Raw genomic sequence first — 12,723 nt, 5'->3', positions numbered from 1 at the left:
CTACTCACTTTTATCCATTAGCTTATTATTCAGTCGATATCCTGCTCCGCGTATGGTTTCAATCACTTGGGAGTGGTCCTCCAGAAATTCTTTGTTGCACTCTTCAAACGATTCGGCCAGTTTCTGGCGCAGTGTTGAAATCGTAGCCTCAATGGTGTTATCACTTACGTGATAGGCCGATCCCCATACCCGTTCTGCCAATTTGGTCTTAGAAAACACCGTTTCCGGCTCACTTAGTAATAGTTCCAATAGTATGAATTCCTTGGGCCTGAGCGACCGCTCAATATTACATACCTTAACCCAGTGTTTACGCGGATCCAGCTCAATAGGTCCCACCGAAACCACTTCGTTATTCTGCATTTCCGATGATCGCCGTCCCAATGCCCTAACACGGGCCAGCAGCTCTTCAAACGAAAACGGCTTGCCCATATAATCATCAGCTCCCGCATCAAGTCCCGACACTTTGTGATCCAGGTCCCCGAGCGCCGTCAGCATGAGAACCGGGAACGTCCGATCTTCTCCGCGCCAATGCTCCAGAATTTGCTTGCCATCACGATTGGGCAGCCGCCAGTCCAATATCACCATATCGTAATCATTGACCAAACCTTGCAATTCGGCTTCTTCTCCATCATGCATTACTTCCACCACGTGTCCCTCCTCTTCCAGTCCACGTTTAAGGGACTGGGCAAGCTGTTTTTCATCTTCAACTAATAATATCCACATAAACTCGTAATTCTATTCCGTGAAATAAATAACACCTCAAAGATAAAGGACACGGACCAATAATGTTTTAAGCTTAATTTAAGGTTCTATTCGTATGTTTAGGTTCGATATTCTGAAACCAATACTTTAGCTAATTAAAATAACAGGCTACGCTGATTTATGAATGACGATAACAATAATGGTATGAATCGCCGCACCTTTCTCCGATATGCTGGCTCCTTGATAGCCTTTGCCAGTGCAAGTGCGGTATTGCCGGGCTACGCTTTAGCTGGCTTCGGTAAGGACAAACGAGAAGTGTTAACTCCTAAAGGCACCGATAATATCATTGATCTGACCATCGGTAAAATGCCGCACAAGATTGATGGTAAGCGAGGCGAAGCCATAGGTATCAACGGTTCAGTGCCAGGTCCCTTGATCCGTTTGCAAGAAGGAGAAGACGTGATGCTCCGAGTAACCAATGAGTTGGACGATCCTACCTCTATCCACTGGCACGGAATTCTCCTGCCCTTCCAGATGGATGGCGTACCCGGTGTTAGTTTTGACGGCATTGCCCCGGGTGAAACATTTGAATACCGGTACCCGGTGCGGCAAAATGGAACCTATTGGTACCATAGTCACTCAGGATTTCAAGAACAGCTTGGCCATTATGGCCCCATGATTATCGATCCGGCCGAAGAAGATCCGGTCGAGTATGACCGTGAATATCCAATCGTACTTTCTGACTGGACCTTTGAAGATCCCCACAACGTGCTGGACAATGTAATATCACTGGATGCCTACTACAATTATCAGCAGCGTACAATTGGAGAGTTTTTTGCAGATATAAAAGAGAAAGGATTTGGAGATACAGTTAAGGACTACCACTCATTTGGAAAGATGCGCATGAAGGCTACCGACCTGTTAGACGTAACCAGTGCCACCTACACTTATCTGATGAACGGACATGGTCCTAACTCCAACTGGAATGCCTTGTTCAAAAAAGGGGAAAAAGTGCGCCTGCGATTTATTAACGCCTCGGCCGGAACCACGGCGTTTGACGTTCGTATTCCCGGACTGAAAATGACGATGGTTCAAGCCGATGGCCAAAATGTGGAGCCGGTGCCAATCGACGAGTTTCGAATCGGTATTGCCGAGACTTATGATGTCATCGTAGAACCAAAAGAAGAAAAACCCTATACTATTTTTGCGGAATCTCTGGACCGCGGAGGTTTTGCTCGCGGAACGCTGGCCCCGAACGAAGGCATGTCGGCTCCCGTTCCGGAACTTCGTCCACGCCCAAAGCGCAGCATGCGGGACATGGGCATGATGATGTCGATGGGCGGCATGGACATGAAAAACGGTGATATGAAGGAAATGGATATGGAAGGCATGGATCATGGGAATATGGACCATAAAGATATGCAAATGCCAGCCATGAAGGAAACACCTGTAAAACACGGTCCCGATAAGCACGGACTGGGGGCAGCTGCCATTGCCACGAATCAGTTTGACAGACTCGACGAACCGGGCATCGGCCTCGGAAATGACGGTCGCAACGTGCTGACGTATAATGACCTGAAAAGCCTACGTCCCAATAAGGACACACGCGATGCACAGCGGGAAGTAGAGCTCCACCTGACCGGCAATATGGAGCGTTACATGTGGTCGTTTGATGGGAAGCAGTTTCACGAGGTGGACGGTCCTATTGAGTTCAGACACAATGAGCGGCTCCGACTGACGCTGGTCAACGATACGATGATGGAGCATCCTATCCATCTGCACGGTATGTGGATGGAACTGGAAAATGGAAACGGGCAGTATAACCCCCGGCAGCATACTCTGCTCGTGCAGCCGGCCCAGCGGATTTCAGCCCTCGTCACGCCACGCGACAAAGGACGCTGGGCCTTCCACTGCCACATCCTCTATCATATGGAGCGCGGCATGTTCCGCGTCGTCCAGGTAGCCGATGAGGACGGCAGCATTTATGGACAGGACTATTCATAAATGGATTGAAACAAATAATTACGAACGAATTCTTTCTGATATATAAGTTTGTATGATCATGACCTTGACTAAACGCATATCAACAATCATTCTCACCACTTTTGTTATCACTATAATTGCCGGCAGTTCAGCCTTTGCACAAAAAGCACCCGAGTTTAGCAACGACCTGATGATGGGCGATAAAACCTACGCCTACCTGATTGCCGATAAACTGGAGTACCGCAGCGTAGGTGGCTCAAATCCTATTATGTGGGATATAAAAGGCTATATAGGCAAAGATCTGGGCAAGTTCTGGTTCAAATCCCACGGGGAAGCTGTACCAAACGAAAGTCAGGCGCATATGGAATTTCAGGGGGTATACAGCCGAGCCATAAGTCCTTACCTTGACGTTTTGGGCGGCCTCCGTTATGATCTGGCCTATGAACACGGCAATAAATCCCGAGGTTTTGCAACTGTCGGTCTTCAAGGCAAGGCGCCCTACTTTATTCATTTTGAAAGTGGAATATATGTAAGCGAGGACGGTGATATCTCCGCCGATCTGGAAGCCGAATACGATCTACTATTCACGCAGCGGCTTATCGGTCAACCCATTTTTGAAACAAGCGTTGCCCTACAGGAGACTTCTGAATGGGGCGTCGGATCCGGATTAAATAATATCGGACTTGGCTTTCGGCTTCGCTATGAGTTTGTGCGGGAATTTGCTCCCTACATCGGCATTAACTGGGAACGCAAGCTGGGCAAAACTGCTGATATGGCTCGCACGGAGGGTGGACATGTGGACAGCTTTAGCATGCTTGGCGGCGTTCGCATGTGGTTTTAGTAGTATATTTACTTTAAACTAATACAATCACAAGGATCTTTTATGCATGATTTTAATTTCTTTGGAGGTGGATGGATGATGTTTTTCTGGTGGTTTTTGATTATTGTACTAGTCATATTTGCCATCCGTGCGGTTATAAACTCTGGTCAATCCAATCAGAGTCAACATAAAGAAACACCAATGGATATCCTTAAACGCCGGTATACCAATGGGGAAATTGATAAAGAGGAGTTCCAAAGGCGAAAACAAGAATTGCAAAAATAACTGAAATGGATAGGAAAACCTTCTTAAAGTATACTGGAACCGGTGCTGCTTTCTTTTTGCCCCCCTCTTTTATCACCTCCTGTATGAATTTCAGTACAGATACATCTGATATCTATCGCTATCCCCTACGATTTCCCGATCCCTTGGACAGTGATCAGCTTCGGGCTTCTCGCGACGACCTTACAATTGCTGAACAATATACATTGGACTCCCTGCAGTTTAATGGAAGCCTGCCGGGTCCGACTGTTCGCATAAAAAGAGGAGAGCGATTCCAGGTTCAATTTCAAAACGACATTGGGCAGGAAAGCATTATCCATTGGCATGGCATGATTGTACCTCCTGACATGGACGGTCATCCCAAAGACGTCATTTCGGAAGGCATCTATTCCTATGACTTTGCAATCAATCAGCGAGCCGGAACCTATTGGTATCATCCGCATCCCCACAAAATTACAGGCCCACAGGTATATCGAGGCTTAGCGGGATTTTTTATCGTAACGGACGAAGAAGAACAGGCGTTGAACCTACCATCCGGGGATTATGAACTACCGCTGGTCATCCAGGACCGTAAAATAGATGACGCTGGCAATATTTACTATGATCCTTCTATGCCGGAGCGCATGATGACGGGCTATCTGGGTGAACATATTTTGGTTAATGGCATCCCTAATCCATACCACGAAGTGCAGCCACGCCCCTACCGGTTGCGATTACTGAATGGTTCCAATGCCCGAATCTATAATATTGCTTTCCGAAACGAGCAATCGTTTACGGTGATTGGTTCCGACGGTGGACTTTTACCTCAGCCCGTTGAAACTAAGGAACTCTTACTGGCTCCCGGAGAACGTGCGGATCTATTGGTGGATTTTTCCAACGGATTTTCTGGCAGCTCGGCGGAATTAATCAGCAAGGAATTCTCGGTCCCTTCAAACGGTGGCATGATGGGCAATATGTCTCAGATGATGGGAGGCGGCGGACCCGAGCAAGGCAGTGAATTTCCACTGATGGAGTTTCGGATAGATAATACCTCTGGCACGTCAAGTTCTATGAATCTACCCCAACAACTTTCTGAGGTTAATTTCCCAACTGAAGATGACGCTGTACGCACCCGAAGAATAGAATTAAACATGGAAATGATGACCGGCCATACCATAAATGGACGCCTTTTTGAAATGCTTCGGGTAGACGAAGAAGTAACCCAGGGAGATTCAGAAATATGGGAATTCGTAAACAACTCTGCTGTCCCTCACCCCATGCATATTCACGCGGTACAATTTAAGGTACTAAGCCGCAGCGGAAACCGAGGCCTGCACCCAACCGAAACCGGATGGAAAGATACCACCCTGGTTATGCCGGGTGAACGAGTTAGAATCATTATACAGTTCGATGCTCCTAAAGGATTGTATGTGTTTCACTGCCACAATCTTGAACACGAAGATGCGGGGATGATGGCGAACTTAGAGATTACCTAAGTAATAAAAAATCAATAATTTGAATTGATTATTGACTATAAATGGAAACTTTTATTCAATCTTTTGGTGAATCAGCAAAAACGGCACTGGGTTTTTTCTGGAAATCCGGTTGGGCCTTTGTGCTCGGCTACTTTGTAAGCGGGATGATCCAAGCTTTCGTCCCCAAGAAAGAACTTACCAAATACATGGGCGATGCTGATCTGAAAAGTATTTCCCTATCTACCTTCTTTGGTGCGGCTTCCTCGTCCTGCTCTTTTGCAGCCCTGGCCGCGGCCCGATCGCTGGTCAAGAAAGGAGCTCACTTCATTGCAGCTGTGGCCTTTATGTTTGCCTCTACAAATCTTGTTATTGAACTGGGTATATTGATACTCATCTTTCTGGGATGGCAGTTTCTAGCTGCAGAACTTATTGGCGGACTTGTCCTCATTGCCATTAGCAGCCTGCTCATCAAATGGACCTATCCCGAAAGCTGGCTGGAGGCCGCCCGCGAAAAAGTTGAAAGCGATGACGATGGACTAACCGAAGATTTTGACTGGAAAAAACGCATCAAAAGTAAAGAAGGATGGCAACTGGTTGGCCACAAATTTGTCAACGACTGGAAGATGGCCTGGGAGGATATCCTGATTGGCTTCACTATTGCCGGATTTGTGGCCGTGCTGGTCCCCGAGTCGTTCTGGACCACCCTATTCCTGGCTGATGCCCAACACCTTCCCGACTGGTTGGTAGCCTTGGAGAATGCTGCTATTGCTCCTTTTGTGGCTGCCTCCACCTTTATTGGATCGATGGGTAATATCCCCCTGGCGACCGTACTCAATCAAAATGGGGTGCTATTTGCGGGCATTATGGGCTTTATCTACTCCGACTTGATGGTGCCACCACTGGTTCATATTAACGCCAAATACTATGGATGGCGGGTCGCATTGTATATTGCCGGTGTGATGTTTGTCAGCATTGTACTTACAGCACTAATCCTGAACGGTCTTTTCACAATTCTGGATATTGTGCCGGAAAGCAAGCGCGTAGTTTCTGAGATCACTCAGTTCAAAATCGACTATACTTTCTGGATGAATCTTGTATTTGTTTGGATTGCCGCCGGATTGGTATGGCTGCATAAAAAGTACCTGCAGAGTCACGAGATGAAGATGATGGATATGGAAAGCGGTGGCAAGATTAAGAAAATTGCTGTTACCCTATTTATTATCATTAATGTCTTAGGATTGTTAGCATTTGCTTACACCCAATTGTTATAACGAAAAGAACCTCATATTATGGAATTGATTCCTGAATGGGCACCCAACATTCACCCGATCCTTGTTCATTTTCCCATTGCCATTATTTTGGTAGCGGTATTGATGGACTTGCTGGACTTTTTTCTGCCCGACCAATGGTGGGATGAGCTTAAAACAACGATTCTATATGGGATTGGAGCCATTTCGGCTATTGCTGCTTACTATACGGGGTCGCTGGCAGCTGATAGTGTATTTTTATCCTCCGGTGCCCAAACGGTCTTAAACGAGCATAGCGACTGGGCGCTCTGGACGGTCTGGTTTTTCGGGATCTATGCCGTGCTGCGAATTCTACTCCATTGGTTTCAAAAGATCGATCAAAAAATGATCAAAATTGGGCTGTTTATCGTGGCTCTACCCGGAGTCTTCTTTCTTTATGAAACAGGAGACCACGGTGCCGAATTGGTCTTTGGCTATGGCGCTGGGACTGGTCAGCTGGTCGAGCAACAAAGCTCATCGTCACCCGAAGCGGATAGTCTTCAAGAGACAAGATCAACCTTCACCGCTAGTGACGATGGCAACTGGTCTTGGGAAATTGGTCCGAATAGCATAAGCACGCTACTTTCCCGCTTCCATTGGCTGGAAGGGTCAGCTTCCCAGCTGCAGCCAACTATTGTTAACAGTGGAAGTAATTATCTGCTTAAAATATCTGCCAATTCTACTACTAGCTTCTTTGTGGGCAAGGACTCATTCCAAAATGTGCAGGTAGATTACTATCTGAATTTGTCTGATTTCAATGGAGAGGTTTCGCTCGTCAACCATGTGCAGGATGCCCAGAACTATGACTTTGTGATGCTCTCTTCTGATGGCACGATATCCCAGGGACGGGTCAGCGAGGGCAACCGTGAAGTATTTGCCGAAGAATCTTATTCTGCTTCGGGAATGTTGTTTTTACGTACCGTCGGTAACAGCACTCACTTCCGTGGGTATATCAACAAAGAGATGGTGGTGCATGGCCATGGGGATGCTCCCGAGGCCGGAAGTGTGGGGCTAAAGCTAAATGGAACTGGAACCATACTTATTGATCGGTTGACCTTAACCCAACTCAATTAATCATTAAAACTACATTATGCTACTCGAATATCATTAACTGCAGTTCTCCTATTTATAATTGGAACTTCCATATCTGTAAGTCAGCCTTCCGCATCAGAGAAAAATGTAATCAAGCCACTTGATGCGTTCCATCAGGCTATTATTAATAACGACAGTCAGACAGCCAAAAACCTGCTGTCTGAATCTGTACGAATCCTGGAAGGCGGGAATATCGAAACAAAGAAGGAATATTTTTCTCAACATTTCAACTCTGATAAAAAATTCCTGAGTGCCATGAATTGAGAGTTTTATTCTCAAACTGTTATAGTTAAAAAGTAAATACAGATTGCCACTCAATATCCCCCTAATATATTTGTTTTAAATTTGCCTCTGGACCATATTACAGGTCTTATATTACACATGAGTTAAACCTTTAATTAAGCCAATAGATTTTATAACCTACAATTAGTGCCCAGTTGAAAAGCTATGGGTGTGAACTGACTGTTCAGGGACGCAAAATCCAAACTTGTGCTATGGTAAAACCATGCATGGTGAAGAAAAACTGAGGATAATGAGTATCCGAGTTTCTACCTTGAATGCTTACAACATTTAAACATTAGACCTATAGTTAGTGGGAAGCCCCTCGGCAGAAAGGTTTACCTGAATGTGATATCCTCGGGATCTATGTGCTTAATCCTGATGGAGATATGGTATCCTAACTGAATTAAAGTGGCAGATTTTTCAGTAAATCCTTGTTGGGCAGGCCGTTGGTGCTTCCTTCGACGTCTTGGTTGTCAAGCAAATATTCTCCAGTGGTTGTAAGCTTTTAACCAGTATTACTTCAGTCTGATTATATCTCCCGCAGCAGCTGATCGATAATTCTTTTAAGCTGATGCAGTTGCACTACGCCTGACTGACGCCAAAGGAGTTTCCCTTTGTGAAACAAAATTAGCGTAGGTACTCCTCGCACCTGATACTTAATAGCTGCATCGGCATTCTTTTCGGTATCTATTTTTATGATGTTGAGTGTGTCGCCCATCTCATTTTTTAATTTTTTGAGAATTGGAGACATCATTTTACAGGGACCGCACCAGTCGGCATAAAAATCCACCAGTACAGGGATATCACTATTAATAACCTCAGAAAAAGTCATCGTCTTTTTTGTAGTACTCATCGTTTTAGCTATTTAATTTCAGAAATAGTAAGTAATATAGTTTTTAAACCAACCATATTCCTCATCGACACATTCTTCATATTCATATCAATAATCGAGCGGAGCCCGAAAGATCATAAATTCATTTATATTGTTCATGTCTATTGCTCCTGCCAGCTTTCCACCTTTCATAACGGGAAAGAAGGTCTTATTACCTGAACGAACTTTCCGGTAAATATCGGTCAAATTATCATTGATTTGTACTTGGTAAAACTCATCATCCATAACATCCCTAACTTTAGCCTCGGCATTCTTATTTTTAAATGCTTGCATGAGATCAGACTGATAAAGAATACCGCTCACTTCTCCATTATCAATAACTAAAAAGTCACGCTCCGTTCCGGTTAAAATAATATCAACCACCTCGTTGAGTGTATCATCGGGTTGAACGGTTGTAATATCTGTCATCATTGCGTCTTTTACTTTATAATCCTTCAGCAGTGCAAGCTGTTGAACCATTATATTTTCCCCTTGGGCGCCAAAGTAGACAAAAATAGCAATCAATATGAGAATAGGATTGTACAGTAGTCCGACCAGAAAGAAAAAGAACGCCACCCCCTGCCCCAACCGGGCCGCCATTTGAGTGGCAGTTACCCGGTCGTACTTCATAGAGAGCATAGCCCGGAATACTCTTCCGCCGTCCATCGGAAACGCAGGTATGAGATTAAATAAGACCAACATCACATTGGCCGAAAATAAATAAAACAAAAAATTGGCCCCATTTATGGAACTCATTGTCTGCTCAAGCATCTCAGGATCCTGATTCAGGTAGTTTTCAATCGGTACAACAAGATAGAGCAGCAAGGCTATAATCACATTTACAACCGGACCTGCTACGGCAACAAGAAATTCCTCCCGGGGATCTTCGGGCATAGCCTCGAGACTTGCCACCCCGCCAATCGGCAGAAGTGTTATCTGGCGGGTACCTATGTTAAATTTGCCAGCCGTTAACGCATGCCCCAGTTCGTGTAATACAACACATCCGAACAGAACGCAGATGAATAATACACTCCACAGTATAGCTTCCAGATCATTGCCTCTGCTTACCTCCATAAAAACAATCCAAAGTATCAGCAGCAGAAAAGTCCAGTGAACTCTGACCCTGATTCCGGCTACCTTACCTAGGTTTAACGATCCTTTCATGTTTTAATAGTTTTTTAAAAAGTGTTCAATGAATCAAATAAAAATCGTAATTTCCATGGATCAAACTCATGGTTATACTCATTCGGCATACCGGGCAGCCCAGACTTTTTGAAGCTGACCAACCAATAATGGTATTAAGCTCATGACCGCTACCACTAACCATCCTTCTCCGGTCGGTGGTGATAACTGCATCACTTCGGCAACAGGCCCGACATAAATAGCTCCGAATATCAGCATGAGACACAGGACAATAGCTCTCCATATCCATTTATTCTGCACAATTGCATTGTCAAATATACCACTGTTCTTATCCCGCATATTGAATACGTGCCAAAGCTGGGCAAGAGCGAGAGTCAGGAAGCTGAGGGTAACGGCTCCGCGCTCGGAGAGTTCCAACCAATACAGACCGATAAACAGGGCTCCGAGAACCACACTTGTTATTACCATCCCATAACCACCTATGCCAAGCCAGTGTTTACGACTCAAAATCGGTTCATCAACTTTACGGGGAGACTGCTGCATCACTCCCTGCGTACCTTCTCCGACGCCGAGGGCCAGGGCTGGGAAAACATCCGTTACAAGGTTCAAAAAAAGTATTTGCAGTGGCAATATCGGTAATGGTGCTCCCAAGAGGGAAGCCAGTCCTACAACAAACACTTCGCTGACATTACAGGACAGTAGATAATATACAAACCGCCGTATATTCGTAAAAATAACACGTCCCTGTTCAATAGCCGTAACAATTGTCGAAAAGGCATCATCTGTTAATACCATATCCGAAGCTTCTTTGGCTACTTGCGTGCCGCGCTGTCCCATAGCTATGCCGATATCCGCTTTCTTAAGAGCTGGTGCATCATTTACTCCATCACCAGTCATGCCTACAACGTGCCCTTTCTTTTGATATAATTCAATAAGGTCAAGTTTCTGTTTGGGACTGATACGAGCAAAAATACTGGCTGATATTATTTGATTGGTGTCCTGTTGCGATGATTCAAGCTCCTGCGGGGAAGGCAGATCCCGACCGTGAATCACTTTCGCCCCGCCCCCTTCTTCCGTAACTAAACCTACTGATTTTGCAATATATTCGGCCGTATGGGGTTGATCGCCCGTTACCATAACAACGCGAATCCCTGCAGCCCGGCAGGCTTCCATCGCCTCCTTAACATCACTCCGGGGCGGATCCAGTAATCCAACCATCCCTATAAAGATCAGCTGTTCATAGGGATTACCATCCACCGTATCCGTCTCCCGATAAGCCAGGGCCAGTACTCGAAGACCATCCGCAGCAAGTTTCTCATTCATAGCTTTCCATTTTTCTTGCTCCTCCCCGCTTAACGAACGGTGTTCCCCTTTTACCAAAAAAGAGTCACAATGCTCCAATACCGTACCGGGGGCCCCTTTTACAGAAATGCGGTATCGGCCTGTTTCAATTTCATTCCAGGTGGCCATCATTTTGACCTCAGGGTCAAAGGCTTCTTCCCGAACTTCGGGATACTGCTCCAAAAGAATATCTCGTTCAATACCAGCAAGATGCCCCGCTTCCAGCAACGCAATTTCCAGTGGATCACCGCTATTTCCTCCATCTGTATCAGCTGTATAAGTTGCATTATTACAAAAGACTCCCGTCTCCAAGGCTAGCCTTATGTCCTCCTCTTCTCCATTCTTCCCTGAAAAACCCGAACTCGAATCAACCTCTATCCCCCTTTCCGCGAGAAATAACTGGGTAACACTCATTTTATTTTCCGTGAGTGTCCCTGTCTTATCTGAAAAAATAATTTCCGTAGCTCCTAGTGTTTCAACGGATGAAAGTCGGTTGACAAGGGCATTTTTACGGGCCATAATCCGCATCCCCTTGGCCAACGCAATAGTGGCAACAATTGGCAACCCCTCAGGGATAGCGGCCACGGCCAGGGCAATACCGGTTTGGATCATCAGGAATATCTCCTTGCCTGACAAAATACCACTTATCGATATAAAAACCGTTATCACAAATGTTAACAGGATCAACCGGTAACCGAGTCGATCTAGTCGTTCTTCCAACGGCGTCTGCTCATTTTCGGCCTCCTCAACCAGCGAAGAAATATGTCCCAGTTCTGTTTCCTGACCGGTTGAAATGACAATACCTTCTCCTGACCCCCGAGTTATTGATGTTCCCTTGTAGAGCATAGACGTACGTTCCCCCAAAACCATATTTTCATCAACCGGTTCCGGATTTTTACCCACTGGCATGCTCTCTCCTGTCAGGGCCGATTCATCGGCCTGCAGTTTTGAAGAAGTAAGGATACGAACGTCCGCCGTAATGATATCTCCCCCCTCTACCAAGATAATATCACCGGGAACCAAGTCCCGGGCGTCTACCATCATAACCTCTCCGTCTCTGCGTACCCTAGTCTCCACCTTTCCAAGCTTGAACAGGGCCTCCATCGATCGCACAGCCCTCAACTCGGTAAAAAAACCGATGGCTGTATTAATAATAATGACAATCGCAATAGCCCAACCTTCCAGTATTTCATTGTAAAGAAAGGATATCAATGTCGCCACAGCCAGTAATAAGATGATCAGACTCTTGAGTTGATCAACAAGAATTTGCCATAACGTCTTTGTCTTATGCTTTCTAAGCTGATTTTGACCGAATTGTTTAAGACGGTTTTGAACTTCCGAACTGGTGAGTCCGCTCTCTTGTTCACTTTCCAAGGCCTTAATTACATCTTTCGCTTCATCAGCCCATGCTTCTTCAGACTTTTTAAGGGAATGTGGGCTGCTCATAGTACTTCTAGAGAATGTTGA

At 45.5% G+C, this 12,723-nt stretch carries 10 protein-coding genes; 6 read left to right on the top strand and 4 right to left on the bottom strand.

Annotated elements, in window-relative coordinates:
- On the bottom strand, positions 1-723 hold the full coding sequence (locus ABEB05_RS00960; protein WP_265786684.1) for a response regulator transcription factor: 723 nt from the start codon (positions 721-723) through the stop codon (positions 1-3).
- Positions 724-882: 159 nt separating this feature from the next.
- Here ABEB05_RS00960 and ABEB05_RS00955 point away from each other — a divergent pair, with 159 nt between their 5' ends.
- Genes ABEB05_RS00955 through ABEB05_RS00930 form a run of 6 tightly spaced genes read left to right on the top strand, consistent with a single transcriptional unit; the run spans position 883 to position 7,601 of the window.
- Positions 883-2,706 (top strand): copper resistance system multicopper oxidase, encoded by a 1,824-nt coding sequence (locus ABEB05_RS00955; protein WP_265786682.1) that lies wholly within the window; start codon positions 883-885, stop codon positions 2,704-2,706.
- A 58-nt stretch (positions 2,707-2,764) separates the two neighbouring features.
- Positions 2,765-3,526: a copper resistance protein B gene (locus tag ABEB05_RS00950; RefSeq protein WP_265786680.1), complete on the top strand. Its 762-nt coding sequence runs from the start codon at positions 2,765-2,767 to the stop codon at positions 3,524-3,526.
- A 42-nt stretch (positions 3,527-3,568) separates the two neighbouring features.
- A complete protein-coding gene (locus ABEB05_RS00945; RefSeq protein ID WP_265786678.1) occupies positions 3,569-3,790 on the top strand; it encodes an SHOCT domain-containing protein in 222 nt (73 codons plus the stop codon).
- Positions 3,791-3,795: 5 nt separating this feature from the next.
- Entirely contained in the window at positions 3,796-5,262 is a 1,467-nt protein-coding gene (locus ABEB05_RS00940) for a multicopper oxidase family protein (RefSeq protein WP_265786676.1), read from the top strand.
- Positions 5,263-5,303: 41 nt separating this feature from the next.
- Entirely contained in the window at positions 5,304-6,512 is a 1,209-nt protein-coding gene (locus ABEB05_RS00935; protein WP_265786675.1) for a permease, read from the top strand.
- A gap of 18 nt (positions 6,513-6,530) precedes the next feature.
- Positions 6,531-7,601: a DUF2231 domain-containing protein gene (locus tag ABEB05_RS00930; protein WP_265786673.1), complete on the top strand. Its 1,071-nt coding sequence runs from the start codon at positions 6,531-6,533 to the stop codon at positions 7,599-7,601.
- Between the two features lie 829 nt (positions 7,602-8,430).
- On the opposite strand, the gene trxA is transcribed toward ABEB05_RS00930, so the two are convergent.
- The 3 genes from trxA to ABEB05_RS00915 form a co-directional block, all read right to left on the bottom strand.
- A complete protein-coding gene (gene trxA / locus ABEB05_RS00925; RefSeq protein WP_265786671.1) occupies positions 8,431-8,754 on the bottom strand; it encodes a thioredoxin in 324 nt (107 codons plus the stop codon).
- Between the two features lie 87 nt (positions 8,755-8,841).
- Complete coding sequence (locus ABEB05_RS00920; protein WP_265786669.1) at positions 8,842-9,936, bottom strand: site-2 protease family protein; 1,095 nt, start codon at positions 9,934-9,936, stop codon at positions 8,842-8,844.
- 78 nt (positions 9,937-10,014) lie between these two features.
- Entirely contained in the window at positions 10,015-12,702 is a 2,688-nt protein-coding gene (locus ABEB05_RS00915) for a cation-translocating P-type ATPase (RefSeq protein ID WP_265786667.1), read from the bottom strand.
- Positions 12,703-12,723 lie beyond the last annotated feature (21 nt).

This window comes from Fodinibius salicampi, from assembly GCF_039545095.1.
Taxonomy (GTDB): domain Bacteria; phylum Bacteroidota; class Rhodothermia; order Balneolales; family Balneolaceae; genus Fodinibius; species Fodinibius salicampi.
Note: the sequence above shows the minus strand (reverse complement) of the source record. Positions and strands in the feature narration are given on the sequence as shown.

Coding starts and splice junctions, on each gene's coding strand:
- ABEB05_RS00960 (WP_265786684.1), bottom strand. CDS start 723: ATGTGGATATTATTAGTTGAAGATGAAAAACAGCTTGCCCAGTCCCTT.
- ABEB05_RS00935 (WP_265786675.1), top strand. CDS start 5,304: ATGGAAACTTTTATTCAATCTTTTGGTGAATCAGCAAAAACGGCACTG.
- ABEB05_RS00920 (WP_265786669.1), bottom strand. CDS start 9,936: ATGAAAGGATCGTTAAACCTAGGTAAGGTAGCCGGAATCAGGGTCAGA.
- ABEB05_RS00955 (WP_265786682.1), top strand. CDS start 883: ATGAATGACGATAACAATAATGGTATGAATCGCCGCACCTTTCTCCGA.
- ABEB05_RS00930 (WP_265786673.1), top strand. CDS start 6,531: ATGGAATTGATTCCTGAATGGGCACCCAACATTCACCCGATCCTTGTT.
- ABEB05_RS00915 (WP_265786667.1), bottom strand. CDS start 12,702: ATGAGCAGCCCACATTCCCTTAAAAAGTCTGAAGAAGCATGGGCTGAT.
- ABEB05_RS00940 (WP_265786676.1), top strand. CDS start 3,796: ATGGATAGGAAAACCTTCTTAAAGTATACTGGAACCGGTGCTGCTTTC.
- ABEB05_RS00945 (WP_265786678.1), top strand. CDS start 3,569: ATGCATGATTTTAATTTCTTTGGAGGTGGATGGATGATGTTTTTCTGG.
- trxA (WP_265786671.1), bottom strand. CDS start 8,754: ATGAGTACTACAAAAAAGACGATGACTTTTTCTGAGGTTATTAATAGT.
- ABEB05_RS00950 (WP_265786680.1), top strand. CDS start 2,765: ATGACCTTGACTAAACGCATATCAACAATCATTCTCACCACTTTTGTT.